The 21,217-nt window shown below is 63.0% G+C and carries 14 protein-coding genes and 1 pseudogene; 11 read left to right on the forward strand and 4 right to left on the reverse strand.

The window, feature by feature from the left end:
- Nucleotides 1-11: 11 nt before the first annotated feature.
- Complete coding sequence (locus BLJAPNOD_RS36400; RefSeq protein ID WP_256372333.1) at nt 12-134, reverse strand: hypothetical protein; 123 nt, start codon at nt 132-134, stop codon at nt 12-14.
- Between the two features lie 718 nt (nt 135-852).
- On the reverse strand, nt 853-2,022 hold the full coding sequence (locus tag BLJAPNOD_RS22620) for a methyltransferase (RefSeq protein WP_115421567.1): 1,170 nt from the start codon (nt 2,020-2,022) through the stop codon (nt 853-855).
- Between the two features lie 378 nt (nt 2,023-2,400).
- Between BLJAPNOD_RS22620 and bcsN the strand changes: the two genes are divergently transcribed.
- The 11 genes from bcsN to BLJAPNOD_RS22675 all read left to right on the forward strand — a co-directional run bounded on the left by bcsN (nt 2,401) and on the right by BLJAPNOD_RS22675 (nt 18,365).
- Complete coding sequence (bcsN, locus tag BLJAPNOD_RS22625) at nt 2,401-3,303, forward strand: cellulose biosynthesis protein BcsN (RefSeq protein WP_115421870.1); 903 nt, start codon at nt 2,401-2,403, stop codon at nt 3,301-3,303.
- 112 nt (nt 3,304-3,415) lie between these two features.
- Nucleotides 3,416-5,593 carry a UDP-forming cellulose synthase catalytic subunit gene (bcsA, locus tag BLJAPNOD_RS22630; RefSeq protein ID WP_077502468.1) on the forward strand — a complete coding sequence of 726 codons (2,178 nt, stop codon included), beginning with the start codon at nt 3,416-3,418 and terminating at the stop codon, nt 5,591-5,593.
- The gene (locus tag BLJAPNOD_RS22635) at nt 5,590-7,935 is read left to right on the forward strand and encodes a cellulose biosynthesis cyclic di-GMP-binding regulatory protein BcsB (protein WP_115421568.1); all 2,346 of its coding nucleotides are present in this window, start codon (nt 5,590-5,592) and stop codon (nt 7,933-7,935) included. Before bcsA ends, BLJAPNOD_RS22635 begins: the two co-directional genes overlap by 4 nt.
- Complete coding sequence (locus tag BLJAPNOD_RS22640; protein ID WP_244611053.1) at nt 7,932-8,987, forward strand: glycosyl hydrolase family 8; 1,056 nt, start codon at nt 7,932-7,934, stop codon at nt 8,985-8,987. Before BLJAPNOD_RS22635 ends, BLJAPNOD_RS22640 begins: the two co-directional genes overlap by 4 nt.
- Nucleotides 8,984-11,197: a tetratricopeptide repeat protein gene (locus BLJAPNOD_RS22645; protein WP_115421569.1), complete on the forward strand. Its 2,214-nt coding sequence runs from the start codon at nt 8,984-8,986 to the stop codon at nt 11,195-11,197. Before BLJAPNOD_RS22640 ends, BLJAPNOD_RS22645 begins: the two co-directional genes overlap by 4 nt.
- Nucleotides 11,198-11,481: 284 nt before the next feature.
- Nucleotides 11,482-12,645, forward strand: coding sequence for an isovaleryl-CoA dehydrogenase (locus BLJAPNOD_RS22650; protein ID WP_077502465.1), 1,164 nt, complete (start codon nt 11,482-11,484; stop codon nt 12,643-12,645).
- A 54-nt stretch (nt 12,646-12,699) separates the two neighbouring features.
- Nucleotides 12,700-14,307, forward strand: a complete 1,608-nt coding sequence (locus tag BLJAPNOD_RS22655) for a carboxyl transferase domain-containing protein (protein ID WP_077502464.1) — start codon at nt 12,700-12,702, stop codon at nt 14,305-14,307.
- Nucleotides 14,308-14,316: 9 nt separating this feature from the next.
- On the forward strand, nt 14,317-14,700 hold the full coding sequence (locus tag BLJAPNOD_RS22660) for a RidA family protein (RefSeq protein ID WP_077502463.1): 384 nt from the start codon (nt 14,317-14,319) through the stop codon (nt 14,698-14,700).
- A 16-nt stretch (nt 14,701-14,716) separates the two neighbouring features.
- On the forward strand, nt 14,717-16,705 hold the full coding sequence (locus BLJAPNOD_RS22665) for an acetyl/propionyl/methylcrotonyl-CoA carboxylase subunit alpha (RefSeq protein WP_115421872.1): 1,989 nt from the start codon (nt 14,717-14,719) through the stop codon (nt 16,703-16,705).
- Nucleotides 16,702-17,571 carry a hydroxymethylglutaryl-CoA lyase gene (locus BLJAPNOD_RS22670; protein WP_115421570.1) on the forward strand — a complete coding sequence of 290 codons (870 nt, stop codon included), beginning with the start codon at nt 16,702-16,704 and terminating at the stop codon, nt 17,569-17,571. The genes BLJAPNOD_RS22665 and BLJAPNOD_RS22670 overlap by 4 nt, the downstream gene beginning before the upstream one ends.
- Nucleotides 17,568-18,365: a crotonase/enoyl-CoA hydratase family protein gene (locus BLJAPNOD_RS22675; RefSeq protein WP_115421571.1), complete on the forward strand. Its 798-nt coding sequence runs from the start codon at nt 17,568-17,570 to the stop codon at nt 18,363-18,365. Before BLJAPNOD_RS22670 ends, BLJAPNOD_RS22675 begins: the two co-directional genes overlap by 4 nt.
- Nucleotides 18,366-18,578: 213 nt before the next feature.
- Here BLJAPNOD_RS22675 and BLJAPNOD_RS22680 read toward each other — a convergent pair whose 3' ends face one another.
- Nucleotides 18,579-19,943 carry an FAD-binding oxidoreductase gene (locus BLJAPNOD_RS22680; RefSeq protein ID WP_115421572.1) on the reverse strand — a complete coding sequence of 455 codons (1,365 nt, stop codon included), beginning with the start codon at nt 19,941-19,943 and terminating at the stop codon, nt 18,579-18,581.
- Nucleotides 19,944-20,035: 92 nt separating this feature from the next.
- A pseudogene (locus BLJAPNOD_RS22685) lies at nt 20,036-21,215 on the reverse strand (sulfate/molybdate ABC transporter ATP-binding protein).
- Between the last annotated feature and the right edge of the window lie 2 nt (nt 21,216-21,217).

Below are 21,217 nucleotides of genomic sequence, written 5' to 3' on the forward strand. Positions count from 1 at the left end.
CGGGCCGCGATCTAAAGAATGCGGCCGAACAAGGAGCCATAGGCGATGATGGCGATCGCAAGCGTGAACCCGGCGCCCACGAAAAAGGGGCTGAAATCGTAATCCTGGAAACGGGCAGGAAGTAGGCTTCTCATAACGAGCTCCAATTTCACTCTGCTTGCGACGGCAGCCAACCATGGCTGACAGTACGCTGCGATGACGAGACGGTCTCAAAGGAACCCGCTGGCAGAGGCTTTGGCTCGTTCAAGAATTCGATCAGGCAGATCGAATCTATCTCCAGCCTAAAGCTCAATGCGGCCCGCTCTTCTGCGAAAAAGGTCGTAAAAATTCTTTGGCTAGAAAGTTTTTCTATTCTGCGCGCCGGATTTTGAGAAGTAAATGCACAGACAAGATAAATCTATCTTGGTGAAAACATTTAACCGTTAATCATGGAGACGGCATGAAATATTAGCATGCCGAAGTCGTATAGGGCAGACATATTTCCTGTGACCGAATTTGTTCTCTATCTGATGGAGTCGCGGCTTCCGTTGGTGCCTCGGTGGTGGTCGCAGCAGAACTGCCTCGCATCCAACGACGAAAGCGCCACCTGGTGCCAGGACGGGCAGGAATTCTTCCAACGGGTCGCGACGCTTACTGGCGCTTTCGTCGCTGCGCCAGATGTCTAGCCAGCCCCCTGCATGACCCGCGATAGGCAGCAGGTGGATGCCGAAGCGTGATTGCAACGCCTCCTCTTGCGTTCTCGATGAGCCATGAGAACGCGGATGGTCGGACGTGGCGGTATCCCAGCCAGACCGGCCCTGGCGTTGTCGTGTTCGTACCGTCCAAGTCCTGTCGGACGATGAAGGCAACCGGTCAAGGCAGGGCGGCCGCCGGCACGTTTTGCAGCTTGTTGAAAATTGCCGTCGTCACGGAGCCACCCAAGGGGCGGTGGTCGTCATCCAAGGTATTGAGCACTGCCGTGGCAGGGCCGGCGCGCGCCTTGCCAGGATCGGCACCCATCAGGGACTTCACCAATGATGCGCCAAACCGAGGCCCGAGAGATGTCGCCCATGTGTCGTAAGCAGAGGCTGTCTCTGCGTGTCGTGCCACGCCGTTCCTTTCGGCAATGAGCAGGCCGCGGCGAATGTGAAGCAAGCGCCCGTATTGGCGCGGCAGCACGAAGGGGGCAAGCCATCTGCGAACCTTGAACTTGAAGCCCCTTTCGACACGCCACAACTCGATGAAGAGGCTTTGAAAATCTCTTTGGTTTTCTCCGAGCCATGCGCGCAGGTTCGTGGCGAAGCTCGCCCTGCTCCATTCCTTCACGCACACATTCATGTGAAGTATGCCGCCGCTTTTGAGGTGCTTGCTCAGCGCGCTGAAGAACCGGATCAAGATCTGCTCCCCGGACTCCAGCGCGTTGCGCGGCAGGAGTTCCATGCCAACCGGCGCATTGAAAACGATCCGATCGAAGGTCGCTCCCTCCACAGCCGAGAAGAGGTCGGACTCCAGGACTTCGACATTGTCGACACCGTTCAGCGCCATGTTGAAACGCGCGAGCATGAGCGCCCGCGGGTTCATGTCCAGCGCCACGACCCTCCTGCAATAGGTGGACATCGCCAGGGCGATGACGCCGCAGCCACATCCCATGTCCAGGCCACTTTCCGCGGGTTCCCTCACGAGCAGGTTGGAAAGGGTTGGCCCCTCCCACATCGGATCGACGTAGGCGTTCCGCTCCTCCGTCTTGCGCACCACGCGCATGGACTGGCGCAGGTCCGAGAAGACGAGATGCGGACCTATAAGTTGCGCCTGAAATCGTGGGCGTAGAAGGTCCTCCGTCTGCTCGGCAACGCCGAAGCGCAAGAGGTCATCGACCTCAGTCGGTTCCAGGTCTCGCTCGATTGCCCGGCGAGGCTGCGGGTCGCCATTCAGAAACGATCTCAATGGGCTCTTCTCGTCTGCGAGCGCGGTCTTCAAGGCCTGACCCAAGTGCGCAATCGCGACGCGATCCTCCGGTTTCGATGTGACAGCAGGCAGCGCCATTTCGTCCCTCTTCCACTCGACTGGTGTAAAAGGGAAAGTCTAAGTGGCAGCTTCATCGTCCGTCGATCTGCAAAAATGGCGTACATCAAGGAGCAAAGGGAGTAGCGATACCTCTGGCGGCCTGTTTTTCGGTCCAGGCGCCGCTGGCGGTCCGACGACCATTGGCCGGATGCGCAATGGCGATCCGGTTCAGCCACGTGCGATAGCGTCCGGCATCAGATCTGTCCCCGGGGTGAACGTCGAAATGTTATCCCCTATCCTTCACGGGTTTGCGAATTTACCTGAATCAACTAATGCTCCGGTATGGCAGGACGATTTTTCAGCAAGCGATTCGGCGCACAGAGCGAACGTCCCGCGGCCGCTGTATGGCTGCGAGGCATGGTCTCGATCGCGGCTGCGTTCGCCGCAGGCGCCCTGGTTTCCGGCTGCGCGACGCATAACGACGTCGGCACGCCGACCAATGCAACGATAGTTCCAGCCGAGAATGCACTGATCCTTCCGCCGCCCGGCGGCCCTGCCGTTCTGAATGTGGTCGAACGCCGAAGGACCAACGCCATCGAGCAGGATATCTACCTCTACACATCCGCTTCGACGCCGGGTCAGAATTTCCTGCGCGCGCAATTCTTCGGGCCGATGGAGACTAGGTTCGACCAGCAGAAGTCCAGCGGCTATGTCGCGGTCAGAAGCTCCGAGATGATGCGGCAGGCGCGACGCGCTCTCCCTGGCGTGTCATTGGCACAGTCGTCGGATTTTCTGCAGAACAACTACGGCCCGTTCGGCTACGCCTTTGGTCCGGGTCGCGGCGGCGATGCCTGTATCTTCGCCTGGCAGCAGATCCGTGGGGCAGAGAACCATCGCTCGCCGCTCAGGGGCTACGGCACCATTCAGATCCGCCTGCGCTATTGCGCTGTCGGCGCGAGCGAAAGCGAGCTCCTGGCGCCCGTCTATGGATATACGATTACCGGTACGTTCGGCGATCCCGCCTGGAATCCTTTCGGCGCGCCGCCGCCGCTGGAGGCAGGCATCGGCAGGGTTGGAAACCCGATTTACCGCAGGGAACCGGCGCCATCCGACACTCGGCCTGCAAGCGTGATGACGGCACCTGCGCCGGTCAGGCGCGCGGTCCGCGTCGAGCAACCGGTGCTTCAGCAGCCAGTCGCCGTGCCGGCGACGGCGAACTCGGTCCGGCTGCCGGAACCGGGTGGAGCGGCAAAGGCTGGAGCGACCGTGATTGTGCCATTGCCGGCTTGTGACGGGCAGGCGGGGGGCAATTGCCCTTAATCAGCTCCTAACCATCATTTGGTATGGGCTGATATCGGGCTTGCAGAAGCCCAGGTGAAATCAGGTCAAGCGATACCAGTGGCATGATGCCGAATGCTGGAAGGCAGAATGAATGAGCAAGATCGGTCCCGTTGCGGCATGGGCGTTTTTCTCCCTTTGCGTCATCGCAGTCATCACGTTGCCGGTCAATCTTCAGACCCAGCTGATCGTGAGCGTGCTGGTCGTCACATTCATGGCGATCCTGAAGCTCATCAAGGCCGAAGGTCGCTGGCGCCTGATCGCGCTCGCCTTCGGTACGGCCATCGTGCTGCGCTATGTCTATTGGCGCACCACCAGCACGCTGCCGCCGCTGAACCAGCTTGAGAACTTCATCCCCGGCTTCCTGCTCTATCTCGCCGAAATGTACAGCGTCATGATGCTGTCGCTGAGCTTGTTCGTCGTTGCGATGCCGCTGCCGCCGCGCAAGGCAAAGGCCGTTTCACCCGGCGCGTTTCCGAAGGTCGACGTCTTCGTGCCATCCTACAACGAGGATGCGGGGCTGCTGGCCAACACGCTTGCCGCGGCCAAGGGCATGGACTACCCGGCTGACAAGTTGACGGTCTGGCTGCTCGATGATGGCGGCACGCAGCAAAAGCGCTACTCGATGAATCTGGTTGAGGCGCAGCGTGCCTCTGCCCGGCATGTCGAGCTGCAGGCGCTCTGCGACGATCTTGGCGTGCGCTATCTGACCCGAGAGCGCAATGAGCACGCCAAGGCCGGCAACCTCAACAACGGCATGCTGCATTCGGATGGCGAACTGATCGCGGTCTTTGACGCCGACCACGCGCCGGCGCGCGATTTCCTGCTGGAAACGGTCGGCTATTTCGAGAGCGACCCGAAGCTTTTCCTGGTGCAGACACCGCACTTCTTCCTCAACCCCGATCCGCTTGAGCGCAACCTGCGGACCTTCGAGAAGATGCCGAGCGAGAACGAGATGTTCTACGGCATCATCCAGCGCGGCCTCGACAAATGGAACGCGGCCTTTTTCTGTGGTTCGGCAGCGGTGCTGCGGCGCAAGGCGCTTGAGGATACCGAAGGCTTCAGCGGCATGAGCATCACCGAGGACTGTGAAACGGCACTCGCGCTGCACGGCCGCGGCTGGAACAGCATCTATGTCGACCGGCCATTGATTGCCGGACTGCAGCCGGCAACCTTTGCCAGCTTCATCGGCCAGCGCAGCCGCTGGGCCCAGGGCATGATGCAGATCCTCCTGTTCCGGTTTCCGCTGTTCAAGCGCGGACTGTCGATCCCGCAGCGGCTTTGCTACATGTCATCGACGCTGTTCTGGCTCTTTCCGGTGTCGCGCACGATCTTCCTGTTTGCGCCGCTTTTCTACCTGTTCTTCGATCTGGAAATTTTCACCGCATCCGGCGGCGAGTTCCTCGCCTATACGCTCGCCTATATGATGGTGAACCTGATGATGCAGAACTATCTCTACGGCGCCTTCCGCTGGCCGTGGATATCGGAGCTGTACGAATATGCCCAGACCGTGCACCTGCTGCCGGCGGTCATCTCGGTGCTGATGCGCCCGAGCCGGCCGACGTTCAAGGTGACTGCCAAGGACGAGTCGATCCAGGAAAGCCGCCTGTCGGAAATCAGCCGACCGTTCTTCGTCATCTTCGCGGTGCTTTTTGTCGCGCTTCTGATGACGGTCTACCGGGTCTATACCGAGCCCTACAAGGCCGACGTCACCCTGGTCGTGGGGGGATGGAACCTGCTCAACCTGATCATGGCAGGCTGCGCGCTCGGCGTCGTTTCCGAGCGTGGGGAAAAGGCGGCCTCACGGCGCGTAAAGGTCAGCCGGCGTTGCGAATTCGGCGTCGCGGACCAATGGTACCCGGCGACCATCGAAGACGTATCGGCCAACGGCGCCCGCGTTCAGGTCTATGGCGTCGATGCAGCGACGCTTCCCGTTGACACGGACGGTCTCATCCGCTTCGAGCCCTATAGCGGCGACGGCACCTCCGAGACCTTGCCGGTCGCGGTCAAGAACAAGGAAATCGCCGGCGACATCACCACGCTCGGTTGCCGCTATCTGCCGGAGGTGGCGCGCCACCACAGCCTGGTGGCGGATCTGATCTTTGCGAACTCCCAGCAATGGAGCGAATTCCAGAAGGCGCGGCGCGGAAATCCGGGTCTGGTCGGCGGCACGGTCTGGTTCCTGTGGCTGGCTCTCTATCAGATGAGCCGCGGCCTGATCTATTTCGCCCGCAGCTTACGCTCGTCCGACCAAGCGGAGGCGACGCGATGAACCGGACGCTTGCCGCCCTTCTTGTCGTGCTTCTTGCCGCGACCACGCAAACCTTCGCTCAATCGAACCCGTTCGACATGTCGGGCGAACGTCCGGCGACGGAGCCGCCGGTCGACATGCCAAAGCAAGAGGAGGGTGGGGGCCAGCCGGCCAGCCAGCCAGACGCCGGCGCAGACACGCTCGGTGGCGGCGAGCGCGACGATTTCAGGCGGTATATCGTGCCCTTTGACGCGCTGTCGCTCAGCGGCGAAGTCGATGAACGCACCTGGTCGATGTACTTGACGCCGGCCCAGGCGCAATCGCCCGCAACGCTGAATTTCGGTTATCAGAATGCGATCGTGATTGCACCGGAGGTCTCGTCCCTTTCGGTTTTTGTCAATGGAGAGCTGGTTGGCGAAGGGCCGATCAAGGCGTCGGATACCCCCGAGCAACGGAGCTACGAGCTGCGTGCCGGTTTGCTGCGCCCCGGTTCCAATGACATCCGGTTCCGGGTGCAACAACGCCACCGCACCGACTGTACCATCGAATCCACCTATGAATTGTGGACCGAAATTGCGCCGGACACGGCTTTCATCAGTTTTGCCGATGCCGAGAGCGCTGTCTTTGCGAGCGTCGACGACATCCGTGCCGTTGGCGTCGACGGCAAGGGTCGCACGCGGTTCAATCTCGTCGTTCCGGGAATGGCGCAGCCGAGCCGGGCTGCCGATATGATGCGGCTTGCCCAGGGGTTGGCGCTGCGCGGTCACATGCCGGCGCAGAGGGTCATCCTCAGCCAGGGCCTGCCGGCGTTGGGAAAGCCCGGCGAATTGACCGTGGTTGCGGGTACCGTCGACGAGGTGTCACCGCTGCTTGCCGCGCTGCCCGATGGCGCCGCCGGCGGATCGGTCGCCGCTTTTGTCCGCGACGATAAGACAAATGCACCGGTTCTGGTTCTGAGTGGTCCTGACTGGCCGGCCGTGCGGGCCGCTATCGAGGCTGTTGCCGAACCGATGGACCGACCGAGCGATGTTCCCCGCGACGTCATCAATACGGAGCGCTGGCTCTTGCCCGAAACGCCGGTGGTCGCAGGCAACACGCGCCTGCGTTTCTCGGAACTGGGTGTCGCAACAAGTGAATTTACCGGGCGCCGTTTCCGGTCGAAGTTTTCGGTGGCTGTGCCGTCGGACTTCTATGCGGACGCCTATGGCGAGGCGACGATCCTGCTGGACGCCGCCTATACCGAGACGGTTCTCCCAGGCAGCCGGATCGACATTTACGTCAACGGCAACATCGCATCGACCGTACCGTTCGATTCGGCGACCGGCGGCATTCTGCGCCATCTGCCGATCAACGTGACGATGCGCCATTTCCGGCCCGGACCGAACCTGATCGAGCTTGAGGCAGTGCTCTTGACGGAACAGGACAAGGTTTGCGCACCGGGCGCACCAGCGTCGACGGATTCGCGTTTTGCACTGTTCGATACGTCCGAGCTCCATATGCCCAACTTTGCACGGATCGGTCTTCGGCCCAATCTTGCTGCGTTGTCCGGCGCGGCGGCACCCTATCGCAACAGTGCCGGAACGATCCCGCTCTTCATCGACCGGTCGGACGCCGACACGCTGTCGGCCGCAGCGACGTTCCTTGCACGGCTTGCGGTTGCCGGCGGGCGGCCGATCGCCGTGGAGATGATCGCTTCGCCGTTGGCCGCGGGCACGCGCAACGCACTCTTCGTTGGTACCTTGCCTGAATTGCCGAAGACGGTACTCACCCAGGTCGGCATCGATCCAGGCCGCCAGATGTCCTGGGGCAGTGCACAGACCACCGGTCGCAGCGAGGATACGCAGAAGGCGATCGATGAATGGCAGACGCGCTTGAGCGGTGGCGCCTGGCGCACCCAGATCACGGCGCTTCAGAACTGGGTGAAGCAGGAGTTCGACATCTCACTCAGTTCGCTGCGTATCCTGCCACAGGAACAGGCCGAGTTCGCGCCGCCGGAAACGGCAACGTTGCTCATCGCCCAGGGGGCAAATCCGACGGATGACGCCACATGGACATTGGTCGCCGCGCCGACTGCCAAGCTGTTGAACGATGGCGTGTCGGCGGTTTCCGACATCCATCAATGGCAACGGATTGCTGGGCACATCTCGACCTACGAGCCGGCCAGTAGCGCCATCAACGTGGTGCCGGTGACCAATTTCGAGTTCGTGGAGACAAGGCCCGCATCGATCGGCAACTATCGACTGATCATCGCCAACTGGCTTTCGAGCAACATCCTCTTTTATGCCGTGGCGCTGGTTGCATTGTCGGTGCTGCTCGGGCTTGCCACGTCATCCATGCTCAGTCGGCTCGGGCGCCGACCATGAGCTTGCGCACGGTTCTCATGCTCGCCCTGGCTCTTGTCGCCGCTCTACCGCAGGCGCCCGCGATAGCCCAGGGCCGGAGCGGAACCGTGAGTGCCGAGGATTGGCAGACGTACAAGACCAAGTTCGTCGACACCGGCGGGCGCATCATCGACGACGGCAACGGCGGCATCAGCCACAGCGAGGGTCAAGGCTACGGCCTTTTGCTGGCGGTGCTTGCGGACAACGCTGCCGATTTCGAGCTGATCTGGTCCTTCACGCTACGGGAACTGCTCCTTCGCGACGACGGACTTGCCGCCTGGAAATGGAGCCCGGCTGAAAAACCCCATGTGATCGATGTCAACAATGCGACCGATGGCGATATCCTGATCGCCTATGCGCTGACACTGGCCGGCGAACGCTGGAAACGGCAGGACTATCTCGCGGCGGCGGCCAAGATCGCCCAGGCAGTCCTCGACAGGGCCGTGATCGACTATGGCGGTCGGACGTTGTTGCTGCCGGGCGTTGCCGGGTTTTCTGCCGCCGATCGAGACGATGGCCCTGTCATAAACCCCTCCTATTGGATCTTCGAGGCTTTCCCCGTCCTCAACCGTGTGGCACCTTCGCCGAAATGGGAATCCCTGCGAGACGATGGTGAGAGCATGCTCGACGCATTGCAGCTCGGGCCGCGCAAGTTGCCGGCCGATTGGGTCAGTGCCAGGACGCGCCTCAAGGCGGCGCAGGGCTTTCCGGCGGAGTTCGGCTACAACGCGCTGCGCATCCCTCTCTATCTCGTTCGCGCAGGCAGCGATGATGCCGAACTGCTTTCAAGATTGCGGCGGGGCATGGCTGGCGACAATGGTGATTTACTCATCAGTGACGTCGCTACGGGGACCGTCCGGTCGGCCTTGACGGACCCTGGTTATCAATTTGTTAACCATATTCTGGCCTGTGTCTTGGAGCGGGTACCGTTGCCCGACAGCGTCAAGGTGTTCAGCCCGACGCAATACTATCCTTCGACACTGCACCTTCTCGGGTTGTCTTATGCGAAGGAGAAGCGTCCGGAGTGTCTATGAAGTCCTCAACCGTTGTCATCGCCGGCATTATGTTCACGGCGGCCGGGATTGCCGGTTTTGCCGACGACGGGCTTCTGCGTAAGAATTGGAGCGGCGTCGCCGGTGCGCCGATCAACGGCGAGCAGGGAAGCGGGCTTCCCGACGAGGCGTCGTTCGGCGTAGTCGACAAAGCGTCGAGACGGGCCGCGCCTGAGTTTCGTCAGGTGGCGCAGAACACGCAGCCTGTCGCGGAGGCAACGCGGCCACAGGCGACGGCGCCGGTGGTCGACGAGTCGGCGCTGCGCTATTTCGCAAGCAAGGGCGATACGGCCCGGCTGCAGGCCGAGATATCACGGCTGAGGGCGCTTTATCCCGATTGGACGCCTCCCGAGGATCCACTTGCCGTTCCGCGCAACAAGGACATCCAGCTCGAAACGATGTGGCAGCTCTATTCGGAGGGGCGCTATGCGGAGGTTCGAAAGGCGATCGCCGAGCGACAGGCAGGCGAGGCCGCGTGGAAGCCGCCGGCGGATCTGCTCGAGCGGCTGAATGTTGCCGAAGCCCGAGCGCGGTTGGTGAACGCCTCCGATCTCAAGCAGTACGAGACCGTCATCGAAGTGGCGGCGAGTACGCCGAGCCTGCTGACGTGTTCTGAAGTGGACGTGCTCTGGCGGGTGGCTGACGCGTTCGCGCAAACCAAGCGGCCGGATCGGGCTCGAGACGCCTATCTCTACGTGCTGAAGAATTGCGACAGCGCCCCGGAACGGCTGGCGACCGTGCAGAAGGCGGTATCCGGACTGCCCTACGACATTGCCCAGGAACTGCTGTCTTTTGAGCGAACCGCACCCGGCGGCGTTGCCGAGTTTGAAAGCATTGGCGACGATCTGGCCCGACGCTTCGTCGCCGAAGGCGATGCGGATGGTAAGCTGGCCGTCGACCCGAAATATATCCTGCGCCTCGAACGTCTGGTTGAAACCGATGGCTTGGCGAGCGACGCCCTCCTGCTCGGCTGGTACCAGCTGCGCCGCGACAACATGAGCGCGGCCGAGCAATGGTTCCGTCGTGCCCATGACAAGGAGAATTCCGCTTCTGCTTCGCAAGGACTGGCGCTGACGTTGATTGCGCGCAAGGCGCACGAAGACGCGGAGAAGGTGCTCTATCCCTGGCGCGACGCGTCGGAGGATGCCAAGGCCACCTATTTTGCCGCAACGGCAAACCTGCTGGCGATCGAGCCACCGGTGACGCTCAGCGAAGAAGTCCTGAGCCGCATCGCGCAGGAGACGACAAAGGGGCGTGATCCGGCCACCGCCCAGCAGTTCGGCTGGTATGCCCGTGCCATGGAACAGCCGGCGACGGCTGCACAATGGTTCACAACAGCGCTTCGCTGGAAGCCGGATGATGAGCCTTCGGCCTATGGCCTGGCGCTGAGCCGCAACCAGCTCGGTGATACCGCCGGCGTCGCGGAGATCCAGAGGCTTTGGGCGGGGCGCTCCGAGCGCGTCGCGCGGCTGGGTGAGACCGAGGAGGAACGGCGCGACGCCGTTGCCCGGCAACAACAGCCGCTGGCGCGAGAGCAGGCACCCATATCCGCTGGGCAACAAAGGTCACCTGCGGTCGTGACACAGGCAGCGCCGCGAACGGCGACGCGCTATGTGGTCGAGCAGCCTGTTGCGGTTGCGCGGCAAACACAAACGGCCGGAAGGAATGCAACGGGATGCCGGACAACCATCAACCCGGTGCGGCTTTCGCCGCAGGCGGCGCTGACGCGCGGCTGGTGCCTGATGGACCTCAACCGTCCACTTGAAGCAGCCGAGGCCTTCGAGGTTGCCTTGCGGGCACCGGCATCGCAGATGCGCGAAGATGCTGCCTATGGCCAAAGCCTAGCCTATCTCAGGGCAGGGCTGACCAACAGGGCTGCGGTGGCCGCGACGCAATCAACCCAGAGCCGTCGCCGCGCCGAAGAATTGCAGAGCGCCATTCTCTCCGACAGGGCGATTGCCGCCTTCGATGCGAAACGGTATCGCGAGGCGTTGCTTTTCCTCGATCAGCTTGGGCAGATCTCGACGCAGCGATCAGACCTGATGGTGCTGCGCGGCTACGCCTATCTCAATCTCAAGCGCTACGCCGATGCACGGCGTATCTTTGAGGCGGTTGCTGCCACCGGCAATCGTGACGCGCAGCGCGGCCTCGCCGATGTCGGCAAGGCGCAGGAAATCTGGCCGAACAAGTAAACGTTTCGAAAGCGATTCCATGGCGACGCCACTGTTGTCGCCAGCCTGATTGGCTGAAGCGCGCTTCGCGCAGCGGATGCATCGCCAAACGCTCCTAAACTTTGCAGATCGTGCTTCGCGGATTTCCTCTTTGGAAGGAAATTAGCGGGACGCGGTGTTATCGTCGCTCGACATCGCGGCGTTGATATCATTGCAATCGCCGCGTTGCGCGTAGAGGATGGAGCGCAGACGACCCTTTTGGTGGTGAGGAGATCGCCGACAGGGCCGAGGGGAGGAGACGAGAGATGTTTCAGGGCGGATTGAGCTTCGCGCTCGGCGAGGACATTGACGCGCTACGCGACAGCGTGCGCCGTTTCGCGGCCGAGCGTATCGCGCCGCTGGCGGCAGAAACCGATCGCAGCAACGCTTTCCCGACGCCGCTCTGGCGCGAGATGGGCGATCTCGGCCTGCTCGGCATTACCGCCGACGAGGCCTATGGCGGTGCGGGCATGGGCTATGTCGCTCATTGCGTCGCCATGGAAGAAATCAGCCGTGCATCCGCTTCCGTCGGCCTGAGCTACGGCGCCCATTCCAATCTCTGCGTCAACCAGATCAGCCGCAATGGCAGCGAAGCGCAGAAAGCGCGCTACCTGCCGAAGCTGATCTCCGGCGAACATGTGGGCGCACTCGCCATGTCCGAACCGGGTGCTGGCTCCGATGTCGTTTCCATGACACTTCGGGCCGAAAAACGCGGCGACGCTTATGTCCTCAACGGCGGCAAGATGTGGATCACCAACGGGCCGGATGCGGATGTGCTGGTGGTCTACGCCAAGACAGACCCGAGTGCCGGTCCGCGCGGGATTACCGCCTTCCTGGTCGAAAAGGGTTTCGCCGGCTTTTCCACCGGTCAGAAGCTCGACAAGCTTGGTATGCGCGGCTCCAACACCTGCGAGCTGATTTTTCGCGATTGCGAGGTGCCGGCGGAAAACATTCTTGGCAACGAGGGCGGCGGCGTGCGTGTGCTGATGTCCGGTCTCGACTATGAACGTGTCGTCTTGTCCGCCGGACCGCTCGGCATCATGTCAGCTTGCCTTGATGTCGTCGTCCCCTATCTCCACGAGCGCAAGCAGTTCGGTCAGGCGATCGGCGAGTTCCAGCTGATGCAGGGCAAGCTTGCCGACATGTATGTGACGGCGAACGCGGCGCGCGCCTATGTCTATGCGGTGGCGGCGGCCTGCGACCGCGGCGAGACCACCCGCAAGGATGCGGCCGGCTGCATTCTCTATGCTGCCGAGAAGGCAACGGTGCTGGCGCTGGAGGCGATCCAGGCGCTTGGCGGCAATGGCTACACCAACGACTATCCGGCGGGGCGGCTGCTGCGTGACGCCAAACTCTACGAGATCGGCGCGGGAACCAGCGAAATCCGCCGCATGCTGATCGGCCGAGAGCTGTTCACCGAGACCAGATAGACGCCCCATACGGACTGACGAAGCCGCAATCAGCCTCGATCCAATGAGGACTTCATGACTGTTCTGAAATCCCACATCTCCCCCTCGTCCGACGTGTTCAAGGCCAATCAGGTTGCAATGGCGGAGGCGATTGCGACCGTGGAAGAGGCCGTCAAGATTGCGGCCGGTGGTGGTGGCGACACGGCCCGTGAGCGCCACGTCAGCCGCGGCAAGCTTCTGCCGCGCGACCGGGTCGCGACGCTGATAGACACGGCGACGCCCTTCCTCGAAATCGGCTCGACGGCCGCCCACGGAATGTACAACGGCGATGCGCCGTCAGCAGGGTTGATCACTGGCATCGGCCGGGTGTCCGGCCGTGAATGCATGATCGTCTGCAACGACCCGACCGTCAAAGGCGGGACCTACTATCCGATGACGGTCAAGAAGCATCTGCGTGCGCAGGAGATCGCCGCCGAAAACCAGCTGCCGTGTATCTACCTGGTTGATTCCGGCGGTGCCAACCTGCCGAACCAGGACGAGGTCTTTCCCGACAGGGAGCATTTCGGCCGGATCTTCTACAACCAGGCCAACATGTCGGCGGCCGGAATTCCGCAGATCGCCGTGGTCATGGGATCATGCACGGCGGGCGGCGCCTATGTGCCGGCAATGTCGGATGAAACCATCATCGTCGAAGGCCAGGGCACGATTTTCCTGGCCGGCCCACCGCTGGTGCGTGCTGCGACCGGCGAAGTGGTCTCGGCGGAGGATCTTGGCGGCGCCGATGTGCACACGCGCCTCTCCGGTGTCGCTGACCATATGGCGCGCGACGATGCCCACGCGCTGGCGCTTGCCCGTCGTGCGGTCGCTGCCCTTAACCGTCGCAAACCGGCGTCGGTGGAATTGCAGAGCCCGGAGCCGCCGCTTTACGACCCGCAGGAGATCGCCGGCATTGTCCCGGCCGACCTGCGCACGCCTTACGATATCCGCGAAGTCATCGCGCGCCTGGTCGACGGCTCGCGCTTCGACGAGTTCAAGGCGCGCTACGGCACCACGCTCGTCTGCGGTTTCGCGCATGTCTACGGCGTCCCCGTCGGCATCATCGCCAACAATGGTGTGCTGTTTTCGGAATCGGCCTTGAAGGGAGCGCACTTTGTCGAGCTTTGCGCCCAGCGCAAGATCCCGCTGGTGTTCCTGCAAAACATCACCGGCTTCATGGTCGGCCGCAAATATGAAACCGAAGGTATCGCCAAGCACGGCGCCAAGCTGGTGACAGCGGTGGCGACGGCGCAGGTGCCGAAGATCACCATGCTCGTCGGCGGATCGTTCGGTGCCGGCAACTATGGCATGTGCGGCCGGGCTTTTTCGCCACGGTTCCTGTGGACCTGGCCCAACAGCCGGATTTCGGTGATGGGCGGCGAACAGGCGGCAGGCGTGCTTTCGACGGTGCGCGGCGAGGCGCTGAAGCGCGCGGGCACGCCCTGGAACGAGGAGGAGGAGGCCAAGTTCCGGCAGCCGGTTCTCGATCTCTTCGAGCGTCAGAGCCATCCGCTCTATGCCTCGGCCCGGCTCTGGGACGACGGCGTGGTCGACCCGCGCAAGAGCCGCGACGTGCTGGCATTATCGCTATCGGCGGCGCTCAATGCGCCGATCGAAGAGACGCGTTTCGGCCTGTTCAGAATGTAGGAGATCGCGATGAAGCGCGAAAACGTCAACGCCAAGAATGCGCCGCAACCGCGCGGTGGCTACTCGCAAGCCGTGAGGCTCGAAAATTTCGAGCGTCTGGTCTTTGTCAGCGGCCAGGTGCCGCTGAATTCGGACGACGAACTGCCAGACAGTTTCGAGGCGCAGGCCCGCCAGGTCTGGCTGAACATCGACGCGCAATTGAAGGCGGCCGGCATGAGCAAGGCGGATATCGTCAAGGTGACGGCCTTTCTCGCCGATCGCAATCACACCATGGCCAATCGTGCTGCCCGGGCGGAATATCTCGGTCCGCTTGCGCCGGCGATGACGGTGGTGATCGCCGGTATCTTCGACGCCGGTTGGTTGCTCGAAGTCGAAGTCATAGCAGCGCAATAGGGCGGGCCATATGCCGATGTTTTCCAAGATTCTGATTGCCAATCGCGGTGAAATCGCCTGCCGTGTTATCCGCACGGCCCGACGCCTCGGCGTCCGCACCGTCGCCGTTTACTCCGACGCCGATGTCGATGCCTTGCATGTGACGTTGGCCGACGAGGCGATCCGCATCGGACCGGCGACGGCATCCGAAAGCTATCTGTCGATCGAGCGGATCATCGCCGCGGCGAGAAGCGTCGGCGCCGATGCTATTCACCCGGGCTACGGCTTCCTGTCGGAAAACGCCAATTTTGCCGAGGCTGTCGAAGCGGCCGGCATGACCTTCATCGGTCCGTCGCCGACGGCCATTCGCGCCATGGGGCTGAAGGATGCGGCCAAGGCGCTGATGGAACAGGCGGGCGTTCCCGTCGTGCCCGGTTATCACGGCGATGAGCAGGAGCCGACCTTTCTGGCGGAACGGGCAGCGGAGGTCGGCTTTCCCGTACTGATCAAGGCGCGCGCCGGCGGTGGCGGCAAGGGCATGCGCAAGGTCGAGCAACCGCACGAATTCGGCGCTGCCCTTGAAGCGGCGCGCCGTGAAGCCGAAGCGGCCTTCGGCGACGGCGCGGTGCTGATCGAGAAATACCTGACCAAGCCGCGTCATATCGAAGTCCAGGTCTTCGGCGACCGCCACGGCAACATCCTGCATCTGTTCGAACGCGACTGCTCGCTGCAGCGCCGTCACCAGAAGGTGATCGAAGAGGCGCCGGCCCCAGGCATGACGGCAGAGGTTCGCCGCGCGATGGGCGATGCCGCCGTCAAGGCGGCGCGCGCCATCGGCTATGTCGGTGCCGGCACGGTCGAGTTCATTGCCGATGTCACCAACGGGCTCTGGCCGGACCAGTTCTATTTCATGGAGATGAACACCCGGCTTCAGGTGGAGCATCCGGTGACCGAAGCGATCACCGGCATCGACCTCGTCGAATGGCAATTGCGCGCCGCCGTCGGCGAGGCACTGCCCAAACGACAGAATGAAATCGCCATCGACGGCTGGGCGTTCGAGGCGCGCATCTATGCGGAGGATCCGGCGCGCGGTTTTCTGCCGGCAACCGGGCGGCTCGTGACACTCGATTTTCCAACCGAAGGCGTGCGCGTCGATGCCGGCGTCCGGCAGGGCGATGTCATCGTTCCCTACTACGATCCACTGATCGCCAAGCTGATCGTGCATGGGCCAAGCCGCTCGTCAGCGCTGGCGCGGCTGGAGAGTGCGCTCAAGGCCTGCCGCATCGGCGGCACGATCACCAACCTCGATTTCCTCGCCCGGCTCGCCGCCGAGCCGGAGTTTCGCGCCGGCCGGCCGGATACCGGACTTATCGACCGGGCGATCGACCAACTGACCACGCCCGCCGTGCCGGGAGACGAGGCATTGGCGCTGGCCGCCATCGCCGCCACCGGCGTGCTGCGACCGATGAAATCCGACGATCCCTGGTCGGCGCTCGGTCATTGGCAGATCTGGGGGGATGCGCATAGAAGCGTCGCCGTCGAGCATGCCGGCGGGCGATCGATCGTCACGCTTGCTGCCCGCGGGCGCGATCAGTTTGCGGTGCGGGCGGGCGAAAGCACCTTTCCGGTGCTGGTGCTTGATCGGTTTGATGATGGCGCCCGAGTGGAGATCTCAGGCGAGCAACGGGTCTTCCGCTTTCTGCGCGAAGGGGAAACCATTACCCTTTTTGTCGGAGGTGAGACGTTCGTTCTTCGCCTTCCCGATCCACTCGCCGCGGCCCATTCGGGCGAGGCGGCGGCGGACGAACTCGCGGCCCCGATGCCGGGTATCGTCAAACTCATCCATGTTCGCGTCGGCGACACGGTCGCAAAAGGCCAGCCGCTCGTGGTGATGGAGGCGATGAAGATGGAGCTGACGTTGGCAGCGTCGCGCGATGGCATCATCGAGACTGTGCTGATCACGTCTGGCGAGCAAGTCAGCGCCGGGGCGATCCTCGTCGCGCTGAAGCCGGAGAGCGGCGAATGAGCCAGTCGGCGCCCGAGCATGTGACGCTTGTCGAAATGGCGCCGCGCGACGGCCTCCAGAACGAAAAGCAGCTTGTCGATACGACCGACAAGGTCCGCCTTGTCGATCTCCTGTCGGACTGCGGCTATCAGCGCATCGAGGTCACGAGCTTCGTCAGCCCGAAATGGGTGCCGCAGATGGCGGACGCCGCGGCTGTCATGGCCGGAATCCGGCGTCGGGCGGGCACGCGCTACACAGTACTGACACCGAACATGCAGGGCTTCGTGGCGGCCCTTGCGGCGAAGGCCGACGAGATGGCGATCTTCGCCTCGGCATCGGAGACGTTTTCGCAGAAGAACATCAATTGCTCGATTGCTGAAAGCATCAAACGTTTTCGTCCGGTCGCCGAAGCCTGCCGCACGAACGCGGTGCCGCTGCGGGGCTATGTCAGCTGCGTTGTCGAGTGCCCCTTTGAGGGCGCGATTGCCCCGGAGAGTGTTGCTCAAGTCGCCGCCGCCTTGATGGCGCTTGGCTGTTACGAGATTAGCCTTGGCGATACGATCGGACGCGGCACGCCGGATGCGGTCGACGCGATGCTTGTAAGCGTGCTGGCGGATGTGTCGGCCGGACAATTGGCTGGCCATTTTCACGACACATCCGGACGGGCACTCTGCAATATCGGCGTCGCGCTCGATCGTGGCTTGCGCGTCTTCGACGCCTCGGCTGGCGGTCTTGGGGGGTGCCCCTATGCGCCGGGTGCTGCCGGCAATGTCGATACGCTTGCGGTCAACGCCTTTGTCACCGGCCGTGGGTTTTCGACGGGGCTGAATGCGGAAAGGCTTGAAGAGGCCGCCGCCTTCGCGAGATCGTTGAGGAGTACCGGCTGATGTTCGAGACGATCCGATACGCCGTCGATGCGAAAGGCGTCGCCGGCCTGACGCTGGCGCAGCCGCAGAAACACAATGCCCTTTCTGCGGTGATGATCGGCGAACTGACCGAGGCGGCGGAACGATTGTCAGCCGATGCCGCGGTGCGCGTCGTGGTTCTCGATGCCGAAGGCCGCAGCTTCTGCGCTGGCGGCGATCTGGGTTGGATGCGCGAGCAGTTCGATGCGGATCGGCCGACGCGTATTGCCGAAGCGACGCGGCTGGCGCTGATGTTCAAGGCGCTGAACGAAATAGCCAAACCGGTCATTGCCCGTGTGCACGGCAATGCCTTCGGTGGTGGCGTCGGCCTCATGAGCGTCTGCGATGCCGTCATTGCATCGTCCGATGCGCGCTTCGGCCTCACCGAAACCCGGCTGGGTCTCATTCCGGCGACCATCAGCCCCTATGTCGTGGCCCGCATCGGTGAGGGCAGGGCGCGACCTCTGTTCATGTCGGCGCGCCTTTTTGGCGCCGAAGAGGCAAGGGATGCCGGCCTGGTGACGGCAATTGCCGCGCCCGATGCGCTGGACGCGGCGATAGCGGACGAAATCGAGCCCTATCTCCAGGCGGCGCCGGGCGCGACAGGACGGGCGAAGCGACTTGCCCGTTCGCTCGGCCAGCCGATCACGGAGGCAACTATCGCCGCGACCATCGAGCAGCTCGCCGATTGCTGGGAAAGCGACGAGGCGCGCGAAGGCGTTGCCGCCTTCTTCGAGCGCCGCGAACCCTCCTGGCGACATCAACCGCTTCCTTGATCGGAGCGAATTTAGAACCCGGTGCCCGTTGCTCCCATCTGGAGGCGGAGGCAGTCGGCGGCAGTTTCCGTGGCCTGGTCCATCGGTCCTTCTTGCCCCGCGGCAAGCTGCGTCGTGGTTCAACGATGGAATGCCGGCGAAATGGAGCTGACGGTAGCCGATCGCGAAAGCCGCCCGGCAGAATACACCGGATTGTTGGCCGGGATGCCGGCGTCAGATCACCTTGCCGGGGTTGAGGATACCCTTGGGGTCGAGCGCGTGCTTGATCCGGCGCATTACATCAAGTTCGGCAGCACTTCGGGAGTGGCCGAGGAACTCCCGCTTCAAGGTGCCGATGCCGTGTTCGGCGGAGATCGAGCCGCGATAGCGGCGAACGATGTCATAGACGATGTCATCGACCACATGCTGGGTGTGTTGGTCGCTTCCCGGCGTTGAAAAGGCGATGTGCAGATTGCTGTCGGCAACATGGCCGAAGAAGGAGATGTGCGCCTGCGGGAAACGCGCGGCGAGCGCCACGCCGCACTCCGCCGCGAAACGTCCGATTTCGCCGATCGGCAGGCTGACGTCGAGATTGATCAGTCCCGGCAGCAGGCGGTCCATCGCATGTCCCTCGCGCACCTGCCAGAACAGCCGGCTTTCCTTCTCCGACTGCGCGATCAACGCGTTGGCGATCACATCGTCTTCGAGAGCGGCGCCGAGAAAATTCTCGAAATCCTCGCCTTCTTCGTCATGGCCCTGCACATCCTGCTCGACGATCACTGCAAAGGCGGGGGGCGTCTCGAAGAAGCGCTGTCCTTCCGCTTCGCAATTGAAGCGGAAGTAGCCATCCCACATGGCCTCGAAGGCCGAGAGGCCGGGCAGTCCCCTTTGCGTCCGCGCCAGGAAAGCGACGACCTGATCATAACTGTCGAGCGCACAAAGCGCCGTCAAGCGGCCTGCAGGGCGCGGTTTCAATCGCAGGACGGCGCGGGTGATGACACCGAGCGTGCCTTCGGAGCCGATGAAATACTGGCGCAGGTCGTAGCCGGTGTTGTTCTTGATCATCTTGCTGAGCGACGAGAGGATCGTGCCGTCGGCAAGCACGGCTTCCAGCCCAAGCACATTGTCGCGGGTGACGCCGTGAGCGATGACGCGGATGCCGCCGGCATTGGTGGCGAGATTGCCGCCGATCTGGCAGGAGCCGCGCGCACCGAGATCGATCGGCAGCAGGAAGCCTGCATCGTCGGCGGCGCGCTGGGCGACTTCGAGCGGCGTGCCGGCAAGGACGGTCATGGTGGCGGAAAGCGGGTCGGTTTCCTCGATGCCCACGAGAAGCTCAAGCGAGAGGGAAATAGCGTCGTCATCCGGGTTGGCGCCGCCAGCAAGGCCGGTCAGGCCGCCCTGGACCACGACCGCCTGTCCATGGGCGTCGCAGATGCGAAGCACGGTTGAGACCTCGTCCGTATTCGCGGGGCGAATGACGGCCTTGGGCAGGGCGCGGCCGGTGAGGCTGGCGTCGCTGCGATAACGCTCGCCGATCTCTGTGCCCGTCAGCACGGCATCGCCGAGTGCCTGTTTCAGATCGTCAATGACGGACATGTGCCTGGTCTCCCGCTTATCTCACCGCATATGACGCTGTAGCGCATCTCGGCAGAAACGGGAATTGGCTGGACCGGGCCGTGGAGAAGCGATCAGGTCCCCGTGCGTGCCAGTTCAAATGGCTGCGCCTGCGCGTCGACCTCGGCCCCCGGTCCTTCCACTTGGGCGACGGCGGCGTGATCCCTGAACAGTTTCCACTTTGTCGGACGGAATGCGACCCTTGCGCGGTCCTGTGTGGTGGTGCGTTCGGGCGGCAGTTCGATTTCGGCATGCGGGTGGTTGCGGCCGAGGTCGAGTTCGAGATGGCGGGTGCCAGCGACGCGGCGGCTGGCGGTGACGAGGCCGGCAAGACAGCCGCCGCAGCCGTCGATCAGTTCGATGTCATGCGGGCGGAAGTAGAGCGTGGCCGCACCGTCGGGCTCGGTCGGGGCACGCAAGCCGATCGGCCGGTCCTCGAACCAGATTTCGCCGTTTTGAAGGGTGACGGAGAGCGCGTTCGACTGGCCGATGAAGCCGTAGACGAAGGGCGAGACCGGATGATCGTAGATCTCGTCGGGGGTGCCGACCTGCTTAGACGAAGGGCGAGACCGGATGATCGTAGATCTCGTCGGGGGTGCCGACCTGCTCGATCGCGCCCTTGCTCATCACCACGACCCGGTCGGCCAGTTCGAGTGCCTCTTCCTGGTCGTGGGTGACGAAGATGGTGGTGTGGCCGGTGCGGTCGTGGATCTCGCGCAGCCAGCGCCGTAGTTCTTTTCTGACCTGCGCATCGAGCGCGCCAAAAGGTTCGTCGAGCAGAAGCACGTTGGGCTCGACCGCCATGGCGCGGGCGAGCGCCACGCGCTGGCGCTGGCCGCCCGACAGCTGCGCCGGATAGCGCTTCTCAAGCCCTGAGAGCTGGACGAGATCGAGCAGATCGAGCGCGCGCTTTCGGATCTCGGCAGCCGGCGGCCGGCGATTGGCCGGGCGAACCTTCAGGCCGAAGGAGACATTGTCGAGCACCGTCATGTGACGGAACAGGGCATAGTGCTGGAAGACGAAGCCGATGTTGCGCTGCTGCACCGTCTTTTGCGAGGCATCCTCGTCGCCGAAGAAGATCATGCCGTCGGTCGGGCTTTCGAGACCGGCAACCAGCCTGAGCAGCGTCGTCTTGCCCGAGCCGGAGGGACCGAGCAGGGCGATCAGCTCGCCCGAGCGGATGTCGAGCGAGACGTTGTCGAGCGCCGGAAAGCGGCCGAATTCCTTGCGTATGTTCTGAACGCGGACTTCCATGA

The organism is Ensifer sp. M14 (assembly GCF_003355565.1).
GTDB lineage: Bacteria > Pseudomonadota > Alphaproteobacteria > Rhizobiales > Rhizobiaceae > Ensifer.

Bases quoted from the DNA above. Each gene is read 5' to 3' on its own strand.
- BLJAPNOD_RS22655 (WP_077502464.1), top strand. From the start codon at position 12,700: ATGACTGTTCTGAAATCCCACATCTCCCCCTCGTCCGACGTGTTCAAG.
- BLJAPNOD_RS22620 (WP_115421567.1), bottom strand. From the start codon at position 2,022: ATGGCGCTGCCTGCTGTCACATCGAAACCGGAGGATCGCGTCGCGATT.
- BLJAPNOD_RS22635 (WP_115421568.1), top strand. From the start codon at position 5,590: ATGAACCGGACGCTTGCCGCCCTTCTTGTCGTGCTTCTTGCCGCGACC.
- BLJAPNOD_RS22680 (WP_115421572.1), bottom strand. From the start codon at position 19,943: ATGTCCGTCATTGACGATCTGAAACAGGCACTCGGCGATGCCGTGCTG.
- bcsN (WP_115421870.1), top strand. From the start codon at position 2,401: ATGGTCTCGATCGCGGCTGCGTTCGCCGCAGGCGCCCTGGTTTCCGGC.
- BLJAPNOD_RS22645 (WP_115421569.1), top strand. From the start codon at position 8,984: ATGAAGTCCTCAACCGTTGTCATCGCCGGCATTATGTTCACGGCGGCC.
- BLJAPNOD_RS22660 (WP_077502463.1), top strand. From the start codon at position 14,317: ATGAAGCGCGAAAACGTCAACGCCAAGAATGCGCCGCAACCGCGCGGT.
- BLJAPNOD_RS22650 (WP_077502465.1), top strand. From the start codon at position 11,482: ATGTTTCAGGGCGGATTGAGCTTCGCGCTCGGCGAGGACATTGACGCG.
- bcsA (WP_077502468.1), top strand. From the start codon at position 3,416: ATGAGCAAGATCGGTCCCGTTGCGGCATGGGCGTTTTTCTCCCTTTGC.
- BLJAPNOD_RS36400 (WP_256372333.1), bottom strand. From the start codon at position 134: ATGAGAAGCCTACTTCCTGCCCGTTTCCAGGATTACGATTTCAGCCCC.
- BLJAPNOD_RS22640 (WP_244611053.1), top strand. From the start codon at position 7,932: ATGAGCTTGCGCACGGTTCTCATGCTCGCCCTGGCTCTTGTCGCCGCT.
- BLJAPNOD_RS22670 (WP_115421570.1), top strand. From the start codon at position 16,702: ATGAGCCAGTCGGCGCCCGAGCATGTGACGCTTGTCGAAATGGCGCCG.
- BLJAPNOD_RS22665 (WP_115421872.1), top strand. From the start codon at position 14,717: ATGTTTTCCAAGATTCTGATTGCCAATCGCGGTGAAATCGCCTGCCGT.